This window comes from Bdellovibrio bacteriovorus (genome assembly GCF_025558485.1).
GTDB lineage: Bacteria > Bdellovibrionota > Bdellovibrionia > Bdellovibrionales > Bdellovibrionaceae > Bdellovibrio > Bdellovibrio bacteriovorus_G.
Genome location: NZ_CP102930.1, coordinates 2837946 through 2863092, shown reverse-complemented (window position 1 = coordinate 2863092; position 25147 = coordinate 2837946). Strand labels below are relative to the sequence as shown.

The 25147-nt window shown below is 48.4% G+C and carries 33 protein-coding genes and 1 riboswitch; of the genes, 14 read left to right on the top strand and 19 right to left on the bottom strand.

Annotated elements, in window-relative coordinates; all coding sequences use genetic code 11:
• Nucleotides 1–174 precede the first annotated feature (174 nt).
• Together aroF and ubiE are read left to right on the top strand one after the other, a co-directional pair.
• Nucleotides 175–1008 carry a 3-deoxy-7-phosphoheptulonate synthase gene (gene aroF, locus EZJ49_RS14085; protein WP_262552835.1) on the top strand — a complete coding sequence of 278 codons (834 nt, stop codon included), beginning with the start codon at nucleotides 175–177 and terminating at the stop codon, nucleotides 1006–1008.
• Complete coding sequence (gene ubiE, locus EZJ49_RS14080; RefSeq protein WP_262552834.1) at nucleotides 998–1714, top strand: bifunctional demethylmenaquinone methyltransferase/2-methoxy-6-polyprenyl-1,4-benzoquinol methylase UbiE; 717 nt, start codon at nucleotides 998–1000, stop codon at nucleotides 1712–1714. Before aroF ends, ubiE begins: the two co-directional genes overlap by 11 nt.
• Before the next feature lie 62 nt (nucleotides 1715–1776).
• On the opposite strand, the gene EZJ49_RS14075 is transcribed toward ubiE, so the two are convergent.
• The 10 genes from EZJ49_RS14075 to ung all read right to left on the bottom strand — a co-directional run bounded on the left by EZJ49_RS14075 (nucleotide 1777) and on the right by ung (nucleotide 10754).
• Entirely contained in the window at nucleotides 1777–1968 is a 192-nt protein-coding gene (locus EZJ49_RS14075) for a hypothetical protein (protein WP_262552833.1), read from the bottom strand.
• 73 nt (nucleotides 1969–2041) lie between these two features.
• The gene (locus EZJ49_RS14070; RefSeq protein ID WP_262552832.1) at nucleotides 2042–2953 is read right to left on the bottom strand and encodes a hypothetical protein; all 912 of its coding nucleotides are present in this window, start codon (nucleotides 2951–2953) and stop codon (nucleotides 2042–2044) included.
• Between the two features lie 191 nt (nucleotides 2954–3144).
• Nucleotides 3145–4044, bottom strand: a complete 900-nt coding sequence (locus EZJ49_RS14065) for a 1,4-dihydroxy-2-naphthoyl-CoA synthase (protein ID WP_262552831.1) — start codon at nucleotides 4042–4044, stop codon at nucleotides 3145–3147.
• A gap of 10 nt (nucleotides 4045–4054) precedes the next feature.
• Nucleotides 4055–5083 (bottom strand): chorismate synthase, encoded by a 1029-nt coding sequence (gene aroC, locus EZJ49_RS14060; protein ID WP_262552830.1) that lies wholly within the window; start codon nucleotides 5081–5083, stop codon nucleotides 4055–4057.
• Nucleotides 5080–6900, bottom strand: a complete 1821-nt coding sequence (locus EZJ49_RS14055; protein ID WP_262552829.1) for a shikimate kinase — start codon at nucleotides 6898–6900, stop codon at nucleotides 5080–5082. Before EZJ49_RS14055 ends, aroC begins: the two co-directional genes overlap by 4 nt.
• On the bottom strand, nucleotides 6897–8072 hold the full coding sequence (locus EZJ49_RS14050) for a 3-phosphoshikimate 1-carboxyvinyltransferase (protein WP_262552828.1): 1176 nt from the start codon (nucleotides 8070–8072) through the stop codon (nucleotides 6897–6899). Before EZJ49_RS14050 ends, EZJ49_RS14055 begins: the two co-directional genes overlap by 4 nt.
• Complete coding sequence (locus tag EZJ49_RS14045; protein WP_262552827.1) at nucleotides 8065–9117, bottom strand: hypothetical protein; 1053 nt, start codon at nucleotides 9115–9117, stop codon at nucleotides 8065–8067. The genes EZJ49_RS14050 and EZJ49_RS14045 overlap by 8 nt, the downstream gene beginning before the upstream one ends.
• Entirely contained in the window at nucleotides 9117–9533 is a 417-nt protein-coding gene (locus EZJ49_RS14040; protein WP_262552826.1) for a hypothetical protein, read from the bottom strand. Before EZJ49_RS14040 ends, EZJ49_RS14045 begins: the two co-directional genes overlap by 1 nt.
• 40 nt (nucleotides 9534–9573) lie before the next feature.
• Nucleotides 9574–9885: a hypothetical protein gene (locus EZJ49_RS14035; RefSeq protein ID WP_262552825.1), complete on the bottom strand. Its 312-nt coding sequence runs from the start codon at nucleotides 9883–9885 to the stop codon at nucleotides 9574–9576.
• A gap of 170 nt (nucleotides 9886–10055) precedes the next feature.
• On the bottom strand, nucleotides 10056–10754 hold the full coding sequence (ung, locus tag EZJ49_RS14030; RefSeq protein ID WP_262552824.1) for a uracil-DNA glycosylase: 699 nt from the start codon (nucleotides 10752–10754) through the stop codon (nucleotides 10056–10058).
• A gap of 151 nt (nucleotides 10755–10905) precedes the next feature.
• Between ung and EZJ49_RS14025 the strand changes: the two genes are divergently transcribed.
• Both EZJ49_RS14025 and EZJ49_RS14020 read left to right on the top strand, forming a co-directional pair.
• The gene (locus EZJ49_RS14025; protein ID WP_262552823.1) at nucleotides 10906–11307 is read left to right on the top strand and encodes a hypothetical protein; all 402 of its coding nucleotides are present in this window, start codon (nucleotides 10906–10908) and stop codon (nucleotides 11305–11307) included.
• Nucleotides 11308–11336: 29 nt separating this feature from the next.
• Nucleotides 11337–12293 (top strand): aldo/keto reductase, encoded by a 957-nt coding sequence (locus tag EZJ49_RS14020; protein WP_262552822.1) that lies wholly within the window; start codon nucleotides 11337–11339, stop codon nucleotides 12291–12293.
• A 65-nt stretch (nucleotides 12294–12358) separates the two neighbouring features.
• Here EZJ49_RS14020 and EZJ49_RS14015 read toward each other — a convergent pair whose 3' ends face one another.
• Entirely contained in the window at nucleotides 12359–12841 is a 483-nt protein-coding gene (locus tag EZJ49_RS14015) for a hypothetical protein (protein ID WP_262552821.1), read from the bottom strand.
• A gap of 191 nt (nucleotides 12842–13032) precedes the next feature.
• The gene (locus tag EZJ49_RS14010) at nucleotides 13033–13434 is read right to left on the bottom strand and encodes a hypothetical protein (protein ID WP_262552820.1); all 402 of its coding nucleotides are present in this window, start codon (nucleotides 13432–13434) and stop codon (nucleotides 13033–13035) included.
• A gap of 157 nt (nucleotides 13435–13591) precedes the next feature.
• On the opposite strand from EZJ49_RS14010, the gene EZJ49_RS14005 reads away from it, so the two are divergent.
• The 3 genes from EZJ49_RS14005 (at nucleotide 13592) to EZJ49_RS13995 (ending at nucleotide 16022) form a co-directional block, all read left to right on the top strand.
• Nucleotides 13592–14344 carry a hypothetical protein gene (locus EZJ49_RS14005; protein WP_262552819.1) on the top strand — a complete coding sequence of 251 codons (753 nt, stop codon included), beginning with the start codon at nucleotides 13592–13594 and terminating at the stop codon, nucleotides 14342–14344.
• A 49-nt stretch (nucleotides 14345–14393) separates the two neighbouring features.
• Entirely contained in the window at nucleotides 14394–14927 is a 534-nt protein-coding gene (locus EZJ49_RS14000; protein WP_262552817.1) for a hypothetical protein, read from the top strand.
• A gap of 136 nt (nucleotides 14928–15063) precedes the next feature.
• A riboswitch (purine riboswitch) is annotated at nucleotides 15064–15161 on the top strand.
• The gene (locus EZJ49_RS13995; RefSeq protein ID WP_262552816.1) at nucleotides 15153–16022 is read left to right on the top strand and encodes an endonuclease I family protein; all 870 of its coding nucleotides are present in this window, start codon (nucleotides 15153–15155) and stop codon (nucleotides 16020–16022) included. (Overlaps the previous riboswitch by 9 nt.)
• On the opposite strand, the gene EZJ49_RS13990 is transcribed toward EZJ49_RS13995, so the two are convergent.
• Nucleotides 16019–16906, bottom strand: coding sequence for a M14 family zinc carboxypeptidase (locus tag EZJ49_RS13990; RefSeq protein WP_262552815.1), 888 nt, complete (start codon nucleotides 16904–16906; stop codon nucleotides 16019–16021). The two genes, EZJ49_RS13995 and EZJ49_RS13990, sit on opposite strands and share 4 nt — an antisense overlap.
• Nucleotides 16907–17074: 168 nt before the next feature.
• Here EZJ49_RS13990 and EZJ49_RS13985 point away from each other — a divergent pair, with 168 nt between their 5' ends.
• The 4 genes from EZJ49_RS13985 to EZJ49_RS13970 all read left to right on the top strand — a co-directional run bounded on the left by EZJ49_RS13985 (nucleotide 17075) and on the right by EZJ49_RS13970 (nucleotide 19418).
• The gene (locus EZJ49_RS13985; protein ID WP_262552814.1) at nucleotides 17075–17614 is read left to right on the top strand and encodes a LexA family protein; all 540 of its coding nucleotides are present in this window, start codon (nucleotides 17075–17077) and stop codon (nucleotides 17612–17614) included.
• Between the two features lie 159 nt (nucleotides 17615–17773).
• The gene (locus tag EZJ49_RS13980) at nucleotides 17774–18169 is read left to right on the top strand and encodes a hypothetical protein (RefSeq protein ID WP_262552813.1); all 396 of its coding nucleotides are present in this window, start codon (nucleotides 17774–17776) and stop codon (nucleotides 18167–18169) included.
• Between the two features lie 67 nt (nucleotides 18170–18236).
• Nucleotides 18237–18734 (top strand): GAF domain-containing protein, encoded by a 498-nt coding sequence (locus tag EZJ49_RS13975; protein WP_262552812.1) that lies wholly within the window; start codon nucleotides 18237–18239, stop codon nucleotides 18732–18734.
• A gap of 99 nt (nucleotides 18735–18833) precedes the next feature.
• A complete protein-coding gene (locus EZJ49_RS13970; protein WP_262552811.1) occupies nucleotides 18834–19418 on the top strand; it encodes a uracil-DNA glycosylase family protein in 585 nt (194 codons plus the stop codon).
• Nucleotides 19419–19475: 57 nt separating this feature from the next.
• Here the strand turns inward: EZJ49_RS13970 and EZJ49_RS13965 are convergent, their stop codons facing one another.
• The 4 genes from EZJ49_RS13965 to EZJ49_RS13950 form a co-directional block, all read right to left on the bottom strand.
• Complete coding sequence (locus EZJ49_RS13965) at nucleotides 19476–19919, bottom strand: hypothetical protein (RefSeq protein WP_262552810.1); 444 nt, start codon at nucleotides 19917–19919, stop codon at nucleotides 19476–19478.
• A gap of 193 nt (nucleotides 19920–20112) precedes the next feature.
• Nucleotides 20113–20481 (bottom strand): TraR/DksA family transcriptional regulator, encoded by a 369-nt coding sequence (locus EZJ49_RS13960; RefSeq protein WP_262552809.1) that lies wholly within the window; start codon nucleotides 20479–20481, stop codon nucleotides 20113–20115.
• A 470-nt stretch (nucleotides 20482–20951) separates the two neighbouring features.
• Entirely contained in the window at nucleotides 20952–21296 is a 345-nt protein-coding gene (locus EZJ49_RS13955; protein WP_262552808.1) for a hypothetical protein, read from the bottom strand.
• A gap of 91 nt (nucleotides 21297–21387) precedes the next feature.
• The gene (locus EZJ49_RS13950) at nucleotides 21388–21996 is read right to left on the bottom strand and encodes a TetR/AcrR family transcriptional regulator (RefSeq protein ID WP_262552807.1); all 609 of its coding nucleotides are present in this window, start codon (nucleotides 21994–21996) and stop codon (nucleotides 21388–21390) included.
• A gap of 136 nt (nucleotides 21997–22132) precedes the next feature.
• Between EZJ49_RS13950 and EZJ49_RS13945 the strand changes: the two genes are divergently transcribed.
• Nucleotides 22133–23053, top strand: a complete 921-nt coding sequence (locus tag EZJ49_RS13945) for a penicillin-binding transpeptidase domain-containing protein (protein ID WP_262552806.1) — start codon at nucleotides 22133–22135, stop codon at nucleotides 23051–23053.
• A complete protein-coding gene (locus tag EZJ49_RS13940) occupies nucleotides 23031–23198 on the top strand; it encodes a hypothetical protein (RefSeq protein ID WP_262552805.1) in 168 nt (55 codons plus the stop codon). The genes EZJ49_RS13945 and EZJ49_RS13940 overlap by 23 nt, the downstream gene beginning before the upstream one ends.
• Here EZJ49_RS13940 and EZJ49_RS13935 read toward each other — a convergent pair.
• Together EZJ49_RS13935 and EZJ49_RS13930 are read right to left on the bottom strand one after the other, a co-directional pair.
• Nucleotides 23195–23770, bottom strand: a complete 576-nt coding sequence (locus EZJ49_RS13935) for an FxsA family protein (protein WP_262552804.1) — start codon at nucleotides 23768–23770, stop codon at nucleotides 23195–23197. The two genes, EZJ49_RS13940 and EZJ49_RS13935, sit on opposite strands and share 4 nt — an antisense overlap.
• Nucleotides 23771–23785: 15 nt before the next feature.
• Nucleotides 23786–24556 carry an exodeoxyribonuclease III gene (locus EZJ49_RS13930; protein ID WP_262552803.1) on the bottom strand — a complete coding sequence of 257 codons (771 nt, stop codon included), beginning with the start codon at nucleotides 24554–24556 and terminating at the stop codon, nucleotides 23786–23788.
• 61 nt (nucleotides 24557–24617) lie between these two features.
• Here EZJ49_RS13930 and EZJ49_RS13925 point away from each other — a divergent pair, with 61 nt between their 5' ends.
• On the top strand, nucleotides 24618–25145 hold the full coding sequence (locus EZJ49_RS13925) for a peroxiredoxin (protein WP_262552802.1): 528 nt from the start codon (nucleotides 24618–24620) through the stop codon (nucleotides 25143–25145).
• Nucleotides 25146–25147: the final 2 nt, after the last annotated feature.

The window sequence follows — 25147 nt, the reverse complement described above, 5'->3', positions numbered from 1 at the left end:
TGAATGGGCCTTCAATGAGAATCCATTGGTTTCTATGTCGCAAGAGGGCCCCTGCCTCCAAAAAGTTTGTAATGCCTTCAAGCGTTATGCTATTCTGCCGTTCCACAAAAGGACCCTCTTTTTACGACTTTCAAGTTGTTAAAACGTTAACCAGGGTGAGAAGAAGTTCGTATTATGGAAACGCAAACTATGCAAACAAGTCCCTCAACCCAAATCGTCAATGTTGGCGGTTTTTCCATTGGGGGCCCTCAATTCACTGTGATCGCTGGCCCATGCTCTATCGAGAGTCATGCACAATTTCTGGAAACTGCTTCCGGAGTTAAGGCCGCGGGCGCGCACTTGCTTCGTGGTGGTATCTGGAAAATGCGCACCTCTTCCAAAGCCTTCCAGGGTTTGGGCTCCGGATCTTTCGACATCGTGAAATCTGTTTGCAAAGAACTGAACATGAGCCTGGTGTCTGAAGTTACCGACGTCAGACAGATCGAAGAAATTTACGACCTTGTTGAATGTTTCCAAGTGGGTTCTCGCAGCATGCAGAACTACGAACTTCTGAAAGAACTGGGTCGTCAAAAAAAGCCGGTTCTTTTGAAGCGCGGCCTTGCTGCCTACATCGAAGAATGGATCAAAGCGGCCGAATACGTCACCAACGGTGGCAACCCGAACGTGATCCTGTGCGAACGCGGCATCCGCACTTTTGAAACTTCCACTCGCAACACTTTGGATTTGAATGCCGTAGCGTTTGCGAAACGAAATACAAATCTTCCTGTGATCGTCGATCCTTCCCATGCCGTGGGCATCCGCGCTTTGGTTCCGGATCTGGCTTACGCCGCTGCTGCGGTGGGTGCTGACGGCATCATCGTGGAAGTTCACCCTCGTCCAGAGGAAGCTCTTTCCGATGGGATGCAGGCTTTAACTTTGAACGACTTCCAGATGATGATGCGCAAACTGGATAAAATCCTGACTGCGATTGACCGCCCTCTTCACAAGGTGACCGCTCATGCACACTAATCAAAAGCACTCTCCAAATCCAGAAATCATCCGCTCTATGTTTTCAAAAGTGGCAGCGAACTATGACAAGGGCAACAATGTCCTTTCCATGGGGGTTCACCACTTGTGGAGAAAAAAGTTAGTAAAATATAGCGGTGCCAAAGCAGGTCAGCAGGTTTTGGATTGCGCGACAGGCACGGGTGACCTTGCCATTGAATTCAAAAAAACTGTGGGTACGGGTTCTGTTATCGGAACTGACTTCTGCGCCGAAATGATGATTCCGGCTCCGGGCAAAGCGCAAGAGCGTGGCCTGGATATTAAGTTTGAACAAGCCGATGTGACCCAGCTTCAGTATGCTGACAACAGCTTTGATATTTGCAGTATCTCTTTCGGTATTCGCAATGTCGGTGATCCGGTGAAAGCACTTAAAGAAATGGCACGCGTGACTCGTCCGGGCGGCAAAGTCATGGTTTTGGAATTTGGTCAGGTTAGTATTCCTGTTTTCGGTGCGCTTTATAACTTCTATTCCCAGAACATCCTGCCGAAAATCGGTGGTTTGGTGACAGGTCAAAAGGAAGCTTACGAGTATCTGCAAAAGTCCTCTGCGGCATTCCCATGCAAAGAAGGCTTCCTGAATCTGATGAAGGAAAGCGGCGCTTATTCTGAAATGGAATACATCTCTTTGACTGGCGGAATTGCTTACATCTACAAGGGCACTGTAAAATAAGACAGTGAATTTGATTGCAACATTTTGGAAAACAAAAAAAGACTCCTTAGGGAGTCTTTTTTTTATGCCAGCATCCGGCGCTGATCCAGCCTTGGTCCCACATGCGGTGCCTGACCGCTTTGTCTTAGCACTTCATCATAGCGCATAACCTGAGGCTGCGGAGGCGTTGGATCGGGAATATACTTCTTCGAAGGGCATCCCCAGAATGCCAAGCCCAAGACCGCCAGCAATACGAAGAAGAGTACGAGTTTCATGCCTCTATTGTCTCTCTCTGAGCGCAATAGAGGCAGATGTTTTAGAACACTGGATGTTACCTAAGACCAGATCTTAGTAAGCACTAAATGCACCCAGGCAGACTTTTTGTGATCTTGGAGACACCACGGCCGTGTCATCCGCATATTTAAATGCCAATGAGCCACCTTCCAAGCAGCGTGAAGCCGAATTCAAAGTGTAGTCGCTGTCAGAATTTACAGAAACAGTCACCAAACCCACATCCTGAACATAGAACTGAGCAAAACCAGTGACATTTGCATTGATCGCAACCAACGGGCTTGGACTGAACTGCACAGACAACCACATCGCCATGTAGCCTTGTGGCTGAGCAGGAGTGATATGATTATTATAACCGCCTGTTTTGTAGTTCATTTTCAACAAACCAGCTGCTCCCGTATAAGCCAGGGACGCCGCTGTGTAACCGGAAGCCACTTCCGCATTGGAACCATTTTTCCAAGAGCTGGTGCCTTTCAACGTCAACGACGCATTGGAGTACTCATTGTTATCATCAGCATCTCGGATGATCAGATCGTCACTGTAAGTTTCAGTCAAATTCTCATAATCATCTTCGCCTGCAAACTCGCAGTTTGTAGATTTGAAGCGATAGTAAGCCAGGAATCCATCCTCATCGTCATCCGTGATGTCTGAACCTTCCATAGACATGCATGGTTCAAGATCACCACCCATTACTTTGACTTTTCCATGGCTCTTAACTGGGGCAGTATCGAAAACACTGAACAGTCTTGTAACAATGTCCTCTGATGTGCCGGCACCAACAGCAGTCAAAAGGTTTGCCATATCAGTGGACGTACCTTTAGCCGCTGTCGGAGGATTTGTGATTGTCGGAGAATCGTTGGCCACGTCGCCGCTGTTGCTGCTACCACCGCCGCCGCCGCCACCACCGGAACATGCCGCGAGAGAAAGTACCAGTGTAGAGAATAGAATCTTCATCCATGTAGATTTCATGTTATTAGGCTCCTTGCCATTTGTGTTTTTGTGCAAACACAGATTACAAGAAATCATATAAATTATCGTACTCAAGAAATGCTCAAATAAGGACCAGTCCGCTCGGACATCACTGGACCAATAACCTGAGAACAAAAAAGGAGGACACACTGTCCTCCTTTTCTTTACTCAATCTTTAACAAGCATGGTTTTTAGTAGTGCCAAGGAAACTTGGTGAAATCCTTTGGACGTTTTTCCACGAAGGAGTTGCGGCCCTCGACAGCTTCTTCCGTGCCGTAAGCCAAACGAGTGGCTTCACCAGCAAAGAGCTGCTGCCCCACCAAACCGTCATCAATCATATTGAAACCATATTTCAACATGCGCATCGCCGTAGGACTTTTCGAGTTCATTTCATAGGCCCATTCCAAAGCAACTTTTTCAAGATCCTTGTGTGGAACCACGGCATTCACCATGCCCATATCGAAAGCTTCCTGAGCACTGTAGTTACGCCCCAGGAAGAAGATTTCACGAGCACGCTTCTGACCCACCATGCGCGCCAGATAAGCAGAACCATAACCGCTGTCGAAACTTGCCACATCCGGATCTGTCTGCTTGAAAATCGCATGTTCTTGGCTGGCGATCGTCATGTCACACACCACATGCAACGAGTGCCCACCACCCACAGCCCACCCCGGAACAACAGCCACAACCACTTTTGGCATGAAGCGAATCAAACGCTGAACTTCCAGAATGTGCAAACGGCCCAGACGAGCCAGATCCATTTTGCCTTGCGCTTCTTTTTCTTCGTACTTGTAACCATCTTTGCCACGAATGCGCTGATCCCCACCGGAACAAAAAGCCCAGCCACCATCTTTTGGCGAAGGGCCGTTTCCTGTGATCAAAACCACCCCTACATCCGCAGTGATACGGGCATGTTCCAAAGCCGTGTAAAGCTCGTCCACTGTTTGTGGGCGGAAAGCATTGCGAACTTCAGGACGGTTGAAGGCAATTCGCACAGTCCCCTGATCTTTGGCGCGGTGATAAGTAATATCTTGGAACTTAAAACCGGGAACTTCTGTCCACCATTCAGGATTGAAAATATCAGAAACCATAATCACCTCATTAGATACGATCTGTTTTAGACCACAAATAGTGATCTGCCAACACCAGCCATGTCATCGCTTCCAGCACAGGAATTGCACGGGTCACGATGCACGGATCATGACGACCCTTTTTAGCCACATCCAAAATCGAGCTGGTCGGCTTAAAGGAAACTCTCAGTAAAATACTTTCCCCTGTCGAAATTCCCCCACGAATCCCGCCATATTGCGATCCAGCGCTGTTTTTATGGAACTCAGTTCCTTTGACTTCAGAAGCCTCAAAACCCAAACCCAATTCAAAACCATTGGTCGCACCCACACTTAAAAAAGCCATCGCCAGATCAGATTTCAGTTTATGAAATACCGGCTGCCCCAAATAAGCCGGTGGATTCTGAATCAGAATCTCGGCGATTCCACCGTGACTATCGCCGTTTTCCTGCGCCTTCTTTAAGAGTTCTGCCACTTCACTGTCTCTTGAAGATGGGAAACGACCTTGGAAAGAATCAATATCCTTATTCAGAACCTCAGAGCGCTCTTCCGCCGTCAATGTCATCGGACCAATCTGCGAGGCATAGCCAATCACCTTGGTCGGACCGCTGACGTGTTTCATCATCATCTGCGCGACGGAACCCGCCATAACACGGGAAACAGTTTCACGCCCTGAAGAACGCCCGCCCCCACGATGATCACTGTGACCAAATTTATTTTTCCACATATCATCCGCATGCCCCGCACGCGGCGAAGTCTTGATGGCACTATAATCCTGAGACCGCGCATCCTGATTGCGCACGATGATCGCCATAGGAGTTCCTAAAGTTTTCCCTTCAAAAACACCGCTTAACACTTCGGCTTGATCACCTTCCTGGCGGCCGGACACGATCTGACCTGAGCCATGATGCCCCGGACGACGACGTTCCAGCTCTTTGCGCAGCAGGGCTTCATCAAATTGAACCCCGGCTGGGCAACCATCAATCACCACACCCAAAGCTGTGCCATGACTTTCACCAAAAGTTGTAATCACGAATCGGGAGCCGAACTGACTTGCACTCATAAATTTTCCTTAAATTCTCGCCAAAATGCCCGTTGCCCCTGGGCTTGCGCCGTGAACATCACCAAACCAGACTGATAGTTGGCACCACAGCGCTGGGCATATTCACGCCCCATAGAGTCTTCTTTGTAATTCAAATCAAAAACCATCGCCGGATTCCAGCTTGCCGGGGGCAACATTGTTTCCGGCGAACGAGGTGCTGCCCAAATCACTATTTTAGGCGTCACACCTTCTGACAGTTCGGAACCTTCGCGTGGCCGGCCGCTGCGTGAAGAAAAATAGGTGGCATGAGGCAAAGCCTTTTCCACCATTTCCAGCACACCACCACCGCCCCAGACAAAAATTTCTTTTTGCAAAGGGGCCAGCATCCCCACCCCTTCGATCAGTTCCATAAAGCCCTGATCGTCTGTGGAGGTTCCCACCCAGCGTTTTGTTTTCGGATTCAGGAACAAAGTATTTACCGCTGACAAGGTTTGATGCTGACAGCTTTTTGCCGCGTTTTCCTTATGCGGAGAGGTCACCGCGGCATAAGACAAACCCAAGGTTTCCAAAACCGGGAAGGCCTTTCCCCATTCCTCGCGGGAAATGGCGATGGCAAAAACCGGCAGGTTCTTTTTATAGAAAAAGTCTGAATGTTCCATTGGAGTATAGCTGTGCGCAACCGGGTCCCCCAGCACTGCCGCAAACGAGGACGACTGCGCTGACGTCATGGCCCAGCCCCACAAAGAAGGCTGATCCGCAGAAGTCCCGTCGCCTTCGCGCCAGAAGTTCAGCAACTGTTTGCCTTTTTGGAAACGGCGATACCATTCCCAACGCCCCGTTCGAGAGCGGGGCAGGAAACTGCGGCGGGCTGCATCCTGCTGCTGCCACTGGTGACCTTCCAAAAGATCACCATAGCTTTCCACCAACGGCGCAAATTTCAGATGCGCCACCTGTCTGGAAAAGACCTGCCACATGTCCTTCAGCTTTTCTTCATGCAAAGACAGAATCACCTTGGTGCCTGGCACCAGGGCCAACAAACTTTCCGGACTGCCCAGTTCAATCGCCCAGTCCACCCAAGGGACTTTTTGCAAAAGCTCCAGCAAAGCTGTCTCTGCCTCCAGATTTTCACGGGCGATGCGGAAGGAATAAACAAATTTTTCCTCGGGCATTTCTGTCAGAACCTTTTGAATTTGCTCAAAACTTAAAAGATCATCCCGTAGCTCAAATAAAGACACACCTTTCTTGGCAAAGCGGTCTTTGAACAGATTCCAGCGTTTTTCGGATTTAAACAATTCCGATGTCAAAGTCAGACAGCCGGAAATATCCTGCAGATCATGAGTCAAAAGAGCTTTTTCAACAGCCATGGCATGATGGCGATTTTCAAAAAGACCCTCTGGCATCAGATACACTTCGTCGGCGTGAGCACGGTAGTTATCCTCGCGCGCAGCCGCTCGTTTTTGATATTCCTCTAATGGCGACATCTCAGGATTCAGACGCGGACGATTCAGGAAAATACGTCCATCCAAATCAGTCTGGCGACGCACCCATAAAACCCGAACGCTGTCAGGAATGACCGTCAGATCAAAACCCGCCCCCAGCACCAGATACATTTCCGTATGAGGCTTTTGCAGGGTTTCCAAAAACAACTGGCGTTCCAATTCACGGAAATAGGTCTCTCCGTGTTCCATGAAAAGTTCTGGAATGGTCTTGCCGATTTTTTCCTCGATCAATTCATCCAGATCCACGAAATCAACAGCAGCATCACGCAAATAGACCTGCAAGCGCTTCATCAGCTCGGTCTTTCCAGTTCCACGATGTCCAACAACGGCAGTAATCATGGTTTGATTCCTATCATGCCCCAGAATTCCGGGAAACTCTTATTGATAGCCTCAGGATGTTCAATAGTGATGTCATGGCCTTTTAACTTCATCAAAGTGGCCGCCATTACCATGCGATGATCCTGATCAGGATTAAAAGCAATTCCTTTTTTTAAGGTCTGTGCAGGATTGCCATGAATAATCATGCCATCCGGCAGAACTTCATGAGTCACGCCAAGCTTTTCCAAGAGCTCTGCCACCTTGGCAATACGATTGGATTCTTTGGCCGCCAAGTGAGGAGCATTGTATAACTTTGAAATCCCTGTGGCCCAACTGCAAAGCACCGCCAGCACCGGAAAAAGATCCGGCGACTGAAACAAGTCACAGTCAACAGAACGCAACGCCGCCGTCGGCGAAACACACAAGGCTCCGTCTTGAAATTCCCACGCAATATTCATGCGTTTAAATATTTCCAGGAATACGGCATCGGGCTGCGAACTTTTCACTGGGAAGTTATCCAACTGTGCTCCACCCACAAGTGCACCGGCTGAGGCCATCGTAAAGGCGGAACTAAGATCAGATTCCACACGGTACTCAAGCTTGCTGATACGCTGACCGGCCGGAACCACATATTTATTCCCCTGCACTTGCAAGCGCATACCCAAATCTTTCAGCATTTTCACAGTCAGTTCAAAATAGGATTCGGAAACCTTGTCGCCAATCAGTTCAAACTCAAGATCAAAATCCAAAAGCCAGGAATTCAAAATCAACGCCGAAGCATACTGACTGGATTCAGTGGTGTTCACCCTGATCGGGGACCGCGGGCGCTTCCAGCCGTCGGACACGATAAAAAGCTCACGCCCCTTCACCTGCGTCTGAACCCCCAACTGCACCAGCAAATCCAACAACCCCTGCTGAGGCCTTTGCAGCAAGCGCGCAGTGGCTTCCAATGTATGAACGCCCCGAACCCGGGAGGTTCTCAAAGCCATAAAACGGAAGGTTGTACCACCTTCGCCGCAATCAATACGACTGCGCTCGCGGATTTCCTTTAAGCCTTCACGCATAAAGCGAACATCATCGCAATCTGCGTGACCCTGCAGGTCTAAAACCGAAAAATAACTTTTTACAATTAAAGCCCGGTTGAAAATGGATTTGGACCCCGGAATCTCTCCGCGAAAACGATACTTAGTCATACAACTCGTCTTCTTTTTGACGAACGATCTCCATCAGAATTTCGTCCACCGGAACTTCACGAATCACACACTGTCCGGGTTTCTTTAAAAATACAAAACGCAGCACCGAAGAACTGGTTTTCTTCTTGTCACTTAAAAGCTGACGGCGGAACTCCTTCAACATCGATTCTTTACTTTGCAACAATCCATCCCGAATCGGCGACAGCAAATAGCCCATCACTGGCGACAACATCAGCTTTTCATACTCTTTTGGAGTGATGACTTTCTTATGCAAACTAAAACGCAAAGCAAAGTCCAGCCCATAATTAATCGCAATCCCGTGAGGAAGCTCGTACGAGGACTCCAGCACATGCCCCACTGTGTGACCCAGGTTCAGAATATGGCGATGTCCGGATTTTTCTTCAGGATCTTTGGCCACTTCCCTGTATTTTGCCTCGATAGAGCGCGCCAGATATTTCCACAAAGTATCCGCATGCACCTCAAATTCCTGCGCAAGGTCCTTCCACAAAGATCCCCCGGAAATCAAAGCGATCTTCAGCAGTTCCCCGAAACCTTCAAAAGCCCGGGCTTCAGGCTGCGACAACAAAAGGGCACGTGACAATATGATCTTGTCCGCCGGATAAAATGTTCCGATTTGATTTTTTGCCGCCCCCACATTCAGGGCCGTCTTCCCACCGTGAGCCGAATCAATTGCCGACAACCACGTGCTTGGTAAATGAACCAGGCGCACACCGCGCTTTAAGATACTGGCAACAAAGCCGCCGAAATCACCCACGCTGCCACCGCCAGCCACCACCAGCGTCAGACGGCGAGCCGAGGTGCCTTCGCAGATTTTAACTATTTTGGAAATATGTCCCGGGAATTGATCAACAGACTTTAAGGTTTCTCCCGCCTTCACAGAATAGCGCAGCGGAAACTGCTTCATCCATTTGCGGAACACCGCTGATTTCTTTGGAAGAATGTCATCGTGAATCAGCAAAAGCTCATCTCCCAAATCCGAAAGACGAGGCAGGTCCTTGATAAAGAGCAAAGAACTTTTTTTCATTACTTCTCTTCAGACAGGTGAGCTTTGGCTTTGCCGTAGGAATCAGAAATCGCATCCCACGCTTTGCTCATGCCCGCTTTCATCTCGCCCCAGGCCTTACCGGAGCTTTTCTTCATCTTCGCCAGATCCTTTTTCATTTCCTCTTGTTTCTTTTCAAGAGCCTTGATCTGTTCATTCACTTCCGCTTTGGCTTCACCGGTTTTCTTGGAGGCTTCTGCTTTCATGTCAGCGATTTCTTTTTTCATGGAACTCAGCTTGGTCTCCATGTCTTTTTGGAATTCTTCTTTTTGTTCTTTGGAATATTCGGCCGCCGCAGAGGCAGCCTCCGCTGTTTTCTGCTTCACTTCTTCAGCAGAAGTGGCAAAGGATTGGGAAGACAATGAGATAAGTGCAAGAACCACAACAAGACTACGCATACAGGTCTCCTTAAGATGGAGACCAGTTTACAACGCGGGCTTATTTTACATCAACAATATTGAGCTGACCTTGCTCCGCAGTGACATCCACGGCCTTCTGGCTTTTCAGACTGGACTCAAGTTTTTTCAGAAGATCCGCATAATGCGGATTGCTTTTCGGAAGGTAGTAGGACCCCTGATGCTTGCTAAACATCACCTTAACACCGTCCTTATCGCTGCGCAGTTTTCTAACCACGTCAGCCACTTTGACAGTTTCCACGCTGGCAATAATGCGAATCGCCGGACCGGCCTCCGCCTTTTGAGAGACCACCAACCCCAGGGACATCATTGCCACCACAAGAAGCCACTTCATGATCCACTCCTTTAGATTTAGAGTTCTTCTTTAATCTTAACCAAGACGCGCGGGCATAGCTAGAGCTTTTGCACTGTTTTACATGCAAAAATCCATTTAATTCCTTTGGTGTCCTTCCAAAGGAATTCCTCAGCGTACCAGGATGAGAGCTGCTGTTTTAAAAAAGGAAACTAGGACGACTTCGTCAAATCCCAGTCGATTTCGCCAAGCCCCTTGGATTTCAGATAGGTATTGGCCCTGGAAAACGGTTTTGTCCCGAAGAATCCACGATGTGCCGACAATGGAGACGGATGCACAGCCTCCAGCACCAGATGCTTTTTTCGATCCACGAACGAGGCCTTCTTTTGCGCGTAAGAGCCCCACAAAATGAACACCAGATTTTCTTTTTCATCATTCAGAACATGGATGATCTTGTCGGTGAATTCTTCCCAGCCCTTACCCTGATGGGCCGCCGCTTTGCCGTCTTCAACAGTTAAAACTGCATTCAGCAAAAGCACACCCTGTTCCGCCCATTTTATCAAAGATCCGCTCTTAGGAATCGGCAGCCCCAGATCACTGTGCAGCTCTTTGTAGATATTCTGAAGCGACGGTGGAAAGCGCACCCCATCACGCACCGAGAAACACAGGCCATGAGCCTGCCCCGGACCATGATAAGGGTCCTGACCAACGATGACCACTTTCACGTTATCAAAAGGGGTCAGGTTCAAAGCCGCAAAATATTCATCACCACGCGGGTAAATGGTTTTCCCCGCCTTGTATTCAGCGGTCAAAAAACTTTTCAGCTTCTTCATACGGTCTGTTTCAAACTCCATATGAAGATGCTGCTTCCAAGATGAGTCTAATTTGATTTCGGATTTCGTGTTTTCCATTATCTCAATCTGGCACAAGCCCATGGTCCAGGTTCGGGATTCTAATGCAAACCTATTCGATTTCAAATTATTTTTTAGATGCCAACCTTCTTGACCAGACAAAATTCGACCCCATTGTTACACTAGAAGTACGAGGAAAAGGAGGCCGCCTATGACGACCCTTCTCAACCCCACCATTGAGCTTATTGAACAAAATCCTGAGGTTAAGTCTTTTATCTACCAGCAGATCGCGGAGTTCGAGCACTTTGTAACTCCACAAACAGTGGTCGCTGTCGTAGCCCGGGACCCAAGAAAATTAGCGCTCCAGTATGAAACAGAAGGACGCGAATTTACCAGGGAAGAACTGAAGAAGCTGTACCGCATTGCGATCGTTCTGAACGAAAGCGGTGCGAAGGCCGAGGCCGAAGGTGTTCACGAGGACATCTTTGAAGCAATTCGGATGGCTAAACACAACTTGATGCAAAAACTGATTGCGATTCAAGATTCTGTGGTCAGCCAACAAGACCGAATTATCGAAATCAATCATTACTTGCAACATCCGGTTCTTCATTAAGATAATGGGGCTTCTGCAAGGAGGCCCTCATGTTCAATCCCAATATGCCTTATCGCAGCGTTGGTCGTTGCGGTTTAAAAATCGGCGCCTACTCTTTGGGCGGCTGGACTACGTTTGGTGGAACCGTCAAAGACTTCACTTCCGTGCGCAGCATCTTGCGTGTGGCTTTTGAGGCCGGAATTAATTTCTTCGACATCGCTGATATTTACGCCAAAGGCGAATCCGAACGCATCATGGGCGGAGCCCTGAAGGACTTCCCTCGCCATGAACTGGTGATTTCATCCAAAGTCTTCTGGCCGATGAGCGAAGACATCAACGACAAAGGTCTTTCCCGCAAACACATCCTGGAATCTGTGAACAAATCCCTGCAACGCATCGGCACTGATTATCTGGATATATACTTCTGTCATCGCTATGACCCGGAAACTCCGGTGGAAGAAACTGTGCGCATCATGGATGATCTGATTCATCACGGAAAAATTCTGTACTGGGGCACCAGTGAATGGACCGCCGAACAAATTCAGGAAGCCATGGATATTTGCGAAAAAGGCGGATACTACAAGCCACAGGTGGAGCAGCCTCAGTACAATCTTTTGGTGCGCGATAAGTTTGAAACCAATGTGCAACCGAAAGCTCAGCAGCATGGTATGGGTTTAGTAACATGGTCACCGCTGGCATCGGGCATGCTGACTGGAAAATACGACAAGGGCGTCACCGATGGCCGCCTGTCGCGCATTGACTGGCTGAAAGACACTTTCTATACCGAAAAAAACAGCCAGCGCGTCTGGGAACTAAAGAAGATCGCCGATCAGCTTGAATGCAGTCGCACCCAACTGGCTCTGGCATGGACCGCCGCCCAAAACGGTGTCAGCAGCGTGATTCTGGGTGCCACCAGCATCGAACAACTGCAAGAAAACCTCGGCGCTCTGAAAGTCGAAATCACGCCTGAGATCGACAAGGAAATCAAAAAGATCTTTGCTTACTAAAAACAAGAAGGCGTCCTGCGGGACGCCTTCTTGTTCGTTCAAATCCTGCTCAACGGTCGGAAATTTTATCTGTTCATAACCTTAACTCGGACTTCACAAGTCTTGAAACCTCTGTTTAAAACGTCGTACATGCCTCTTTGATCGAAGACCGCAGCGCCGGAAATCTGAATCTCGTGCCCTTTGGGATCTATCACGGAAATTCCGTCACAGTTCTCAGCAGAGATCTGTACAAGACTTCCATAAATAGACTTCATCTGGAAATGTAAAGCCATCCCCTGAGGCAAAACCTGCGTACAGACACCAGAGAATAGCTCCTCCGCAGAACAATCACCGATAAACTCTGCAGGAATTGCCACTTCAGAAACAGACTGATCCGCCCCGATTGCAAACGCATTTAACACAGTCAAAAGAGAAGTCAGGTTGTCAGCCACACCCGTCTGACCAACATTCGGTGACACAAGATTATCTGCAACGCCAGTTTGTGCCTGGGCTTGAGAACCTACAACAGAGGCTACGATCATCATCAAGGTTACAAGTTGCTTTTTCATTTGAAACTCCTTCGAGTGTTTTTTGGGCCGACATCAGCATCAGCGTTATGCCAACCTATAAAGCACCGCCCGTGCCACCTCTTTGAAGCCATCAGAATGTATTTAATTTGAGCTGAGAATCCGGCCGCCGATTCCCCGACAGCCACCTCTGCCGGGTTACCGGAGCCTGCCGAAAACCCGACAGGGGAAAATCACCACTTCATCTGTGGAATTTTGCGGTAGCCGGAAGGCAGTTCAGAATCTGCGGTGGTGATGACAATACGGTCGCCCTCGGTTTCAAATTCATCGGGACCGAAGGTGAAGGTTAAACGAAAGTCCCCAGTGAAATCCAGATTCAGTGGGAAGTAACCTTTGGGTTTGCTGTCGATTTGCAGGGAGCCCTCAACCAAATAAGAAGGGGACGGCACACGATTCAGACGAGGATGATAAACCACAATTTTCGTGGTAACGCTCTTATCTGCCCGCTCTAAAACATCCACCGTTTCATCGACCACGCACAGGGTGGTTTCCAGATCCAATGTCAAAAAACCGTTGTCCAACACAGCCCGCAAGAGCTGGGTTTTCTCAAACTCCAACATCAGAAATTTATCCAATCTCCCCCCTCATGTCCGCTTTACTATAATGCCTATCCGGTATCCGGTCCCGTATTTTTTTCACTCGAGCCCCAGAGGCTGTTTATATGGCAGAGATGGGGTCATTTTAACTGGCATACAAGCTGCAATTCCCCCTCCGTCTTACATAGGAGGACACATGATCCGAAAGTTAGTATTGGGAATGTTGGTATCGGTCAGTTGCACAGCGGCCCTAGCTCAGCAGGACTTGAGCGGTCGTCTTTATGAGCGCAGTGCCCGCGTCAACGAGTTGATTCGTCAAAACGCAAGTCGTCTGGACAGCCAGACACAACGACAGGTTCTGGAGCAACTAAGCGCGATTGAAACGCTGATCGCCCGCGGCGGCCGTCCGAATCCGTATCCGGGTAATCCCGCACCTCCCCCACTGCCACCACCGGGCGGCGCACGCTACCTTGTACGTGGCGACATTGAAAACAAAGGCTTCACATTTGAGGTGACCAACCTTCTGGGTCTTTACACGCAATGTACTGAATTCGTTAAAAATCAAATCGGCAATTCCAGTGTCGATGACATCAATGTCAGCATTGACTTCGGACCTGTGCAAAAACTAAGAAACTCTTCCAGCTACTGGAAAGGTGAAACTCAGGTCTGCAATCAGATCGTCGATGTTGCCAGAAGATCCGGTATCACTTACGACAACTCGGAACTGGCTTACATCGGAACGATTGAAGACAAAAGCTTCGTTTTCCGCGGTTACAGTCTGCTTGATATTAACAAACAGTGTGAATCCTTCGTGAACGCTTCCGGCCTTGGCTCTGTTGACGACATCACAGTTTCAGTAAATCTGGGACCTGTGAAAACTCTGCGCAACAGCTCCAGTTACTGGAAAGGCTCTTTCGAAGTCTGTCAGCAAATTCTACAACAAAAATAAAGTAAAAACCCCGGACACAGCTTCGGGGTTTTTCTTTGGAGTCATCTAAATGAAACGTCTTTTAGTCACCGCTTTGGCGCTGCTGCCCACAACTTCGTGGGCACATGAATGCGAAAAATTTCTTTCTTCCGGATGGAAATCGGATAAGGGTTATGCCTGTTCCATCAGCTCCGAAGAATTACAATCCCGCGAATTGCACAGCCTTGAGGTCTGCATCGGAAATGTTCCCTATCTGGATGGTCAGCGCTATGCCCATGCCGAACTCAAATGGGTTCCCCTTTCCCAATACAATAATTCCTTCAGCAAAGATGCCGGAATGAACGAAACCTTCTTTGAATCCTTCTACACAGGTCTTGCTTTTGCCGGGCAGGAGCTACGGGAAGACGCAAAGAGTTTGAAAATGCAGTCATTCATGGAAGGATCTTCTCTGACTCATGATCCGGATATTCGTTCGGACCTCGCGTTGGATAAGCGCACCATGAAAGCCCGCTTGGTGGTTCAGTCCCGTAAAGCTGCTTTGGTTTTTCAGAATAATTGGGAAACCCGTTGGGATTTGAATCTTCAATGTGAAAGAATCCGCTAAATCTTTATGCAAAATGGGGCCTTCTTGGCCCCATTTCCGATAATTTATCTGTTTAAAGTCACCATTGCGCCGCAATAAATTGTTTGTAAACGGTTAGTTTTCATTAACTTCTTGCAAGGCGCAGATCTTTTGGAAATAACTTCACTGTGTTTTTCCCCGTATATGTTGCGAATAGGGCGCAGCGTTTCTACCAGGCACCTCAAATGCCTGACTATGGAGGTTTTAGTGAAGGCCACAGTGATTTCTCTTTTGGTTCTTGTTACGGCACTTTGCGGACAGTTCGCAGCAGCGGCTCCCGCGTCTAACGATGTTCCTTATTATGGCGAACAATTCCACCGCGATCTGGGAACTGGAATTTCCAACGACGAACTTAAACAGAGCATTCAATTTGTTCTTCGCAGCTTCCACCTTCGTGTAAATGGCAGCTATGACAAGATCGTTAACGGCTGTAACGGACAAAACTGTTATCAGCATGTTTCTTTGGGCTACGACGGTGCCCGCACTTTCCTTCTTGGCAGCTTCTATCTGGTTGATCAGGGCAATGGCGATTACGCAATCAAAGATGTCTATTGCGATAAAATCAGAACTTCTGATGACTTCCGCGGCGGTCATGCTCCGCACCCGGGCACAATTCCTGACGGCAATATCGTAAATACAGAGCATACTTGGCCACAAAGCCGTTTCTCTGGCCGCCACAACAAGAACATGCAAAAAGCCGATATGCATCACCTGTTCCCAACAGATAACGAAATGAACTCTGTTCGCGGTAACAATCCATTCGGTGAAGTTGCGCAGGACAGAAAGACTTTGAAATGCAAAGTGTCCCGCTTCGGTCGTGCGGCTTCAGGCAGCGGTGACGTCTTTGAACCACCGGCAAACCACCGTGGCAACGTGGCCCGTGCCTTGTTCTACTTCTCAATTCGCTATGACCTGGCTATTGATTCCCGTCAGGAAGCCACTCTTCGCAAATGGTCCAAAGAAGATCCAATTGATGAAGAGGAATTGCACCGTAACGACGAAATTCACAGAATGCAGGGAAATAGAAATCCATTCATCGATTTCCCTGGCCTGGAAGATTCCATCAACGACTTCTAGTGTTCAAGTGCGACAGGTAAAAAGTTAGTTGGAGAGGAGACGGTTGCTGTCTCCTCTTTTTTTTTGCCCGTTTCCAGCTTCACCAAAGAACCAATAATGTCCTGAAGCTGCTCAAACGGTGCCAGATTCGGCGGAAGATTTTCCTTAAGCTCCATCGTCAATACCGGAGTTTGTCTTTCCACCCACATATAACGGCCAAGGCTTCCCGGATAGTTCCCCAAAGATCTCCAAGGCAGATAATCAAACTTCGGTGGTGGCGACACCTTCGGCCCGTCGAAATCCAAAACTTTCAGCGGTGTGTGCACAGACACGATAAAGTCCGGCTGGAAATCTTCCAGATGTTTCAAAGCACATTTGGTTTCAGGCTCACTGCCACCTTGATTGCCCGGGAACCGGCGAGGGTTGGAGTTTGTGGATCGTCTCCACGCCGTCAAAGCCCCTGCATCCCAATCTTTTGTGGGAAAGTTGCGGTTGATATCAATCTTGTTGGCGTTAAAGCGGGTTTTGTATTTCACCCCATCAGGGTTTAGCACCGGAATCACCCGCCAGGAGTTGCGTGGATCAATACCTTCCAAGCGTTCCATCCAGTAGCGACCCACAGTTCCTGCCGGGGTTTCATCCCCGTGAATCAAACTGAAGACCAAAACTTTTTTCGCTCCCGGAGTTGAAGCCAGTTTTTCATAGTGATAGATCGGCCGCCCCTCGGCGCTTATGCACTGGGAATCAATTTGTACTTTGTCACAAGCTTGTTTCAGAAGTTTGTCATCCCACGCACCGGGAAACTTTTTAAGCTCGTTCATACATTCCTGCTGAAGATTAGGAACATCGGCTGCTGCTGCTCCCAATGACATCAACGTAATTGCGCTCAAGATAAATGCTTTCATAGGCCTCTTCACCACTTAGCCATTATCTCCGGGTCTTTTGATTCTCTCAAGATGAGAAAGTGCCTTTTTTTGAATCAAGGTGAGAATCCTTACAAATTGACTAAAGTCTTGCAGGCTTTCGTCCGTAAAAGAAAGGGTGTGACCATTAGGACTCAGTGTGGAGGCTGTATGATGAACAAGGGCAGTTTTAGTTTCGTGGCGATGCTGGTAATCAATCCCGTAGTGATACTTTTCTATCAGAATTGCTCGATGGCCCCGATCAGCCATGCTAAAAACACCAACGTCATAACAACGTGGACCATATTGTTCACAATCACATCCGGGGAATACCTCCGGGGTATTAGATGGCCTATCGAAGCCATCAAACACGACGAGTTCGTGGATGTTCCCCCTTCCATGGTCAGAAATCCTTCCAAATCCTTTGCACTGAAGGTGCAAGGTGATTCCATGATTGAAGACGGGATCTTTGATGAAGACATCATTCTTATTCAGAAACAAGATTCTGCCAACAACGGCGACATCATTGTGGCTACTGTAGATAATGAAGCCACTGTGAAACGCTTTTATCTGCGTCCCCGCCCGGAAACTGGGGTCGCAGATAAAATGGTGGAACTACGCCCTTCCAACTCCACCATGAAATCCATGTGGTATTCCCCGGACGAAGTCTCCATCCGCGGCATCGTCGTGGGTTTGCTTCGTAAGTTCTAATATTCGATCTTGCGCCACTACTCATGGCACCCCCCTTGCTTTTTAGGTCCTCCGAGTAATCCAGATTGGATATACGCGGTCCGGACCAAGAATTCCGGCCTATTTTCTTAAAACAAGTTCCGGATTCTTGGATTCGGGACGAGGCTAAGGGGATTTATAATGAAAACAACAATCAAACTTTTTGGTGCAATGGCAGCGATGATGGCTCTTTCAGCTTGTGCCGGTGGTAGCGGAGCCGATGTTCACACTGCGCCCACTCAAGATGTCAGCGTCGATGCCGCAGGCAATTGCAGCAGCGACTATATAGCAAAGTACAACAGCATCGTTTTTGAGATGACCGCATTGGATGCTAAAATCGTCACCCACAGGCCAGATTCGGAAATCATCACACAGCTTCGCGTGGTTCATAATGCCTGCGAAAAGTTCCTTACCAAACACAGCAATGTCTCTTGTAAAGCTGAAATCAAATACAAAGAAACAACTATCGACAGCACCGCCGTAAAAACGGAATGCGACAAGATTAAAACGACCTTGGACAGCATTGAACGCCAGTAAATCAATTTAAAAGAGCTGCTACCAAGCAGTTCTTTTTTTCTCATGTCCTTTTTGATAGGGTTGAGCCATGCATCAATCCAACGCAATCAACTATTCCGACAAAGCGAAATTCTATAAAGAACTTCTTTCTGAAGCGCAGGGGCTTTGTGAAAAAGAATGGTTCGTGAATCTTGCGAATTTCGCAGCACTGTTGAAACAACATCTGCCCGATATCAACTGGGTAGGGTTCTACTTACTTCACAATAACGAATTACTGCTAAGTTCCTTCCAGGGACTTCCTGCCTGCACACGCATCGCAATTGGCAAAGGTGTTTGCGGGACAGCGGCGAAGACCTTGCAAGCCCAGCTTGTTGCTGACGTCGATCAGTTCCCCGGACACATCGTGTGTGACAGTGCTTCGCGCTCTGAAATCGTCATTCCACTAATACACCACGACCGCCTGCTGGGTGTTTTGGACATAGATGCACCGATCTTAAATCGGTTCGATCGCGAGGATCAAAAAGGTCTGGAGCAATTTGCAAGTATCCTCGTAAAAAGCAGTCAGTGGCCTTTGGCTTTCGCCTGACGATCAGTTGAACCTCGCCTTTAGTGCAAATTCATCAGGCTGGTTCGCTACCACACACTGATCTCGGGTATGCTGCTAATTGATGGCAGGGATGAATCTATGAGCGACGAACTTCTTAAAAGAATTCGCAGTTGCAAACTGTGCAAAGCTCATCTGCCATTGCCTCCCCGCCCGATTCTGAATTTTTCCCCGAAGGCACGAATCCTTATCACCGGGCAAGCCCCGGGAATTAAAGCACATGACTCCAACACCCCTTGGAATGATGCCAGCGGGGATCGCCTGCGCGAATGGCTGGGAATTTCAAAAGAGGATTTCTACAACCCCGAAAAGGTCGCCATTGTCCCGATGGGCTTTTGTTATCCCGGAAAAGGAAAGTCCGGCGATCTGCCGCCACGACCGGAATGCGCAAAGAAATGGATGACGGAGATCCTTCAACACCTGCCCAACATCGATCTGCACTTGCTAATCGGGAACTATGCGATTCAGTACTTCCTGCCCTCAGCCAATGCGGGGCTGACCGAGATCGTACAGAACTGGCAGGAGTTTTATCCCCGTTTTATTCCACTGCCTCACCCGTCGCCACGTAACAATCTGTGGTTAAGAAAAAACCCGTGGTTTGAAAAAGACGTGGTGCCGGAAGCTCGCCTGTTGGTGCAAAAGGCATTAAGTCGCTATCCGAAATAAAAAAACCGCCTTTTGATCGGCGGTTTTTCTAAATTCAGTTTCTATAAAAAGAATGAATTAGTACCAGTCGCTGGGACGCTCTTCAATCGGAGACAATCCAGAACCTTCAACATAAAGAACAACGCTGTTGGATTGCAAAGACGGGTGGAACACCTGAACTGTGCAAGAGCTCCAGTCCGCGCCTGGAGTCCAAGCCACTTTTACTTCATAATCTTGTGTGAAAGTTTTGGTTGCAGAATCAAAAGAGCTGTTCAAAAGAATCACACGCTGAACGTCGCAAGTGAAACCATCCTGTTCAGAAGTTACAGCCGCTTTTGGGTCAATCAAATTCAAAGCTTGGTTTTTAACAACCACGCGCAGGGAAACAATGCCATCCTGATTGGAAGCATCAACAGCTTCAACAGCCACTGTGCGACCGTTTTTAACATCTACGTATTTATCACTCCAGGCTTGAGCAGAAGAGGCGACCAACAATGCCGCCACAATAGAAAGAACTTTCATCGTTTAACTCCTTATTGATGACTTTTGAATGAGGCGCTTATAGCACAGCCCCACCCCGCCACCAACGCAATGAGTTAACTTATGGTAATTTTACAGGTATCGCGGAAAAACAAAGGGGATGCTGCACACTCGTGCCCATCCCCTTTTCCCCTCGAGAAATTCTAAATCTAATATATCGCTGCCAATGCAGGAACTAGCGAGCGTAGCGCTTGTTCATGGATTCGCGGATTTCAGCACCTTCGATGCTTAAGCGAGTCCATGGGATCGCTAGAAGTCTTTCTGGCTCGATAGGCTCTTCGGTTTCTTCACAGTAACCGAAAGTTCCGCCCTCAATGCGAGCTAGAGCGCTTTCAACTTCCATCAATTGCCCACGCATTCTTTCATGCATGCTGAGGAATTCCTGTTCCGCCAGTACACGAACGGTTTGATCCCCTTCGTCCCCGCCTTTTTCCTCATTCTGATCCAAGTTCAAACGAGCTTCTTTCACTCTATTGAGGATATCTTGCTTCGTTTGCAAAAGTCTGTGTCTGCATTCGCTGACAAGCTTTTCAGAGATAGCCATATTGCCCCCCTCGAGTTCCTTCCAGCTTAAGTGCCAATTTGGAACTGACCTATTAAGTTCTACACCTGTAAAATTTGCAAGTAAAAAATCTTACATTAACTTAAAATTAAATAAAGCGTTGTAAACCCTAACGTTTCCCTGACTGCGGCCATGGAAGCGCCATAGCGGACAACCACAGAGTTTCATTCTCAGGTCATCTTCTTACAATTATAACCTGAAGCTTGATTACATCCAGCCTCACAGGTGGCGGTGCGTTATATTCTAGCCTTAGGCTTAAGGGAAAATAAAGAGTGGGCCCGGAAAAGACCGTCATTTTCTCAAACTGATGCAGGTTGTATGTGTTTCGGCACTGGAAAGCCCCACCCCAAAAAGAAAAGGCGACCTACTTAGTTCGGTCGCCTTCGAGTTCAGGATGTACTCTCCCCCGAGAAGCACATCCCACAGGATGTATTTATAGAATAACGTCTTAACTACTTAAGACAGGAAGCCACTCGCGCCAACAAATCCCCCGTGGCGTCGTTGAGCTGAGCAGCCATTTTTTTCCCCTGAACACCACGCGTGCGGAAAGCCTGCGCAGATTGCCCCATGTCCTGAGAAACAGTCTTAACGGTCGCCCCTTGTGCTGATTTCACAGATACTGAGTACTCTTCCATGGAAGACGCGAAAGTTTCGTGATTGCTTACCAAGCTTGCCATGATCTGCTGCTGCGCTTTCTGCATGGCCTTGAGTTCAGCTTTCAACTCAGCACACTGGCTTGCAGCCATAGAGTTGGAGGCAAAAAGAAGAACTGCAAAGAAGGAGGCAATCGTTTTCATGTCAGAGCCTTTCGTGTCGATGACTCTGACCTAAAGCAATGACTCTGCCAGCTGAGACCGACTTATATTCGATCTCAGGTGACGTTTTAGGCTAGGACTTTAGAAATTTTTCAAACTCGTTCTTGGTTTCGCCAGATGTGTAAGGCAAAAGCAGACGGGCCACGTGGCGCTTACCACGCTCGATACTGCGCTTGCCGGGCTGTTTTTCAGCGGACTCAAAGAACTGCAGGAAGGTCGTCGCCATCGCCAACAGGGATTCAGCGATGTACTGCATTTCAGAGACCTCGGCGATCTTGATCATTTTGCCGTCCTTCACCCATTGGCGGTAAAGGATGACCATCAACTTCATCATTTTCTGGATGTGGTTGCGCCACATCTTCGCCAACTGCTGATCCTTGCGGCGAAGGGCGTACATTTCACGATGGAAGAAGCGATAGCGCCAGTACAGCTCGAAGTTATCGCTGATGAAGGCCAACGGAGTGTACTTCTTGGTGCGGCTGGGACGCCAAACATCGTAAGTATCTTTCGCCATTCTCTTAAATAGCTCTATTAGAATCTCTTCCTTATTGTCATAGTGAAAATAGAGGTTGCCCGGGCTGATATCCATGGCCTTGGCGATGTGATTGGTCGTGATAGCCACAACACCGCTGCGATTGAAGAGTTCAATGGAGGTAACGAGAATGCGTTCTTTGGTCTTCATGTATATTAGTCTTTAGTCCAAGTCCCCTCGAGAGTCACGCAAGAATGGCCCGAAAAGCGCACCAGAATGGCATTTCCAGCGGCTTCTTCTGAGAATGCTCTTGAAAGCGTTAAAAAACTGATGCTACCATAAAACAATGTCATCTAAAAACAAATCTAAGTTGCTAAAACTGCTCGTTTTTTCTGGAGCCGGCGCCATCGCCTTATACTCTCTTCTGGGTTTCACGTCCTCTGCCGACAGCCAGGAAGCCCAAGCTCATCAGAAAATCCAAACTCAACTCGAACAGCGCACCCAGCTTGCCAAAGCCCTTGGTGAAAAAATCCGCGCGAATGATCTGCCAGAGTCTTTTAAAATCCCATGGAACGGTGACGATCATTCCGTAAAAATCAGCTATACGATTGATGAAACTCTTCAGCGTGAAGCCGACCGTCTTTTGAAGTCTTACAAGCCCGACTACGGTGCGATCTTCATGATCGATGCCATGACAGGCGAGGTTCTGGCCATGTCCAGCTATCAACGCGATGATGCCCACGCTCCGAATCTGAATCTACAGGCGACCTTTCCGGCAGCTTCCGTATTCAAGGTTGTAACCGCCACTGCCGCTGTTGATAAGGCCGGCGTTAGCCCAGAACACAAGATCCGCTACAACGGCGGTGCTTACACTCTTTACAAAAAAAATGTTCTTTCTGATAAAGTGACCCGTTGGACCAATGTGATCACTTTGAAAGACGCCTTCGCCCGCTCTATCAACACAGCCTTCGGCCGCTTGAGCATCGAAAACCTGCACCCCGAAGATCTGAACGAATATGCCAATCGCTTTATGTTCAATCAGGAAATTCCTGCGGACTTCCCCGTGGAAATGGGCGTGGCTTATGTACCACCAGGCAAAGGCTTTGAAATGGCCGAGGTGGCTTCCGGTTACAACAAAACCAACCGCATGAGCCCCGTACAGGGCGCCATGATTGCAGCCTCTGTCGCCAAGGTCCCATGTTCGACAGATCCTCGCGCAGCATCTCGGCCGCACAGACTGGTTCGTGGGTTACGCATTGGATGGTGAACGTAAAATCGCAGTGGCAGCAATCACTGTGAATAAGAAATTCTGGACCGTAAAATCCGCGCACTTGGGACAGTCCATGTTCCGCAAATACTTCGGCCCGGTGGTTTCCAACCAATCCAAAGGTGGTCAAGTCGTTTCCCGTTAGTCTTTTTTCTCTGGCTTGGTGTCGTGAGAAATTTCCAGCGGGGTGACATCCAGAACTTCGGCGTTGATTTCACGTTCTTCGCGAACTTCTTCAAACCCTGCTCCGTTGTTGCGGAATTCATAATATCTGAAACCGCCTGCATTGCCGGGACCGCCCCCAGTTCCCATCCCTGCGCCGAAACCGAAAGGGCCGCCGAAGTTAAAGACACGGGCTGACCCCTGAGCCATTTTTTTTGCCATGTAGAACTTAAATCTCCACACCGCCAAATGACGAAGACCTGGCAGAAACAATACCATGGCAGCGACCCGGGCAAAGAAGGACGGAATCAAGAACAGCAGACCGGAAATAAAGATCGCACCCGAATGTAGAATTTTATTGGCTGGCAACTGCCCGCGCATCATTGAAGTTTGCATGTTCATCATCGCCAGACGACCCACAGTTGCCACAATTAAAAAGCCCAGCAGACATGGCAGCAGATACAAGCCCAGCGTGTTCAGAAAACCCCACTCCTGAACCGCCAGAAAGAAAATCACCAGTTCGGCGATCAGAAAAGGAAAGGGAATCATCAGCATGGGGACTCCTTCGGATTAAAAAGCAAATGTGGCTACAACCGGGCAGTGGTCAGAGCCTTCAACTTGTTCGAGAATATCTGCTGAAGACAGATATTTCTCAAGACCTTTTGAAATACAAACATAGTCAATACGCCATCCACGATTGGCGATACGCCCGAAGGTGCGCATATCCCACCATGAATAACGCTTTGCTTCGGTGGGTTTAAAATAACGGAAGGTGTCGATGAAACCCAACTCCAAAAACTGATCGAACCACACGCGCTCTTCCGGCAGAAAACCACTTTCCTTCGACAGTTTGATCGGATCAAAGACATCGATATTTTCATGAGCCACATTGTAATCACCCACAACAACGACCTGACGGCCCGACTGAAGTTTTTCCTTCAGATGCACATTCAGATCTTTCAGAAACTGCTGTTTGAAGTTGTGGCGCTCCACCCCCGAGCCCCCGTTGGGGAAGTAGATGTTGTACAGATCAAACATCCCGTGATCGGTCATGACAATGCGTCCTTCGGACTCGTAATCAGGAATATCATTGAAGTGATACTGCACGTTTGCCGGTGGGGTGTGCAGGAATGTGGCCACACCTGAGTAACCTTTGCGTTGGGCCGAGGACCAGTAGGAATGCTCCCAGCGCAATGTGCGCGTCTCTGTTTCAACCTGATCAATGTGAGCTTTTGTTTCCTGAACGCAGAAAATATCCGGTTTTTCTGTATTCAGAAAATCCATCAGTCCCTTCTTGTAGCAAGCCCTAATTCCATTCACATTCCAAGAGATGATTTTCACAGTTTCTCCTTGCCTTTTAAGCCCCACCAAAGGCATCAATTAATAGCAAGGAGACATCTGTATGCCAATGATTAATCAACCCGCTCCACAATTCACAGCGCAGGCTGTTTTTGATGGCGGCGAAGTTCGCGACATTTCCCTAAATGATTTCAAAGGAAAATGGGTTGTCCTGTTCTTCTATCCTCTGGATTTCACATTTGTCTGCCCGACAGAACTGACGCAGTTCCGCGAGCATCTGAATTCCTTCCAGCAGGCTGGTGCCACCGTGATCGGTTGCAGCGTGGATTCTGTTCATTCTCACAAACGCTGGTTGCGTGATGATCTTGGCAATCTGGGTTATCCGTTGATGGCGGATCTGACCAAACGTATCGCCCGCGATTATGGCGTTTTGTTTGAAGACCGTGGTATCGCGACTCGCGGCACGTTCATCATTGATCCAGAACAAAAAATTCAGTACATGGGCATCCACAACACATCCGTGGGTCGTGACGCGAAAGAGATTCTGCGCGTTCTTCAGGGCTGCCAAAGCGGTGAACTTTGTCAGGCTGGCTGGAAAGCTGGTGATGACCACATCACACCGTTGAAATAGCC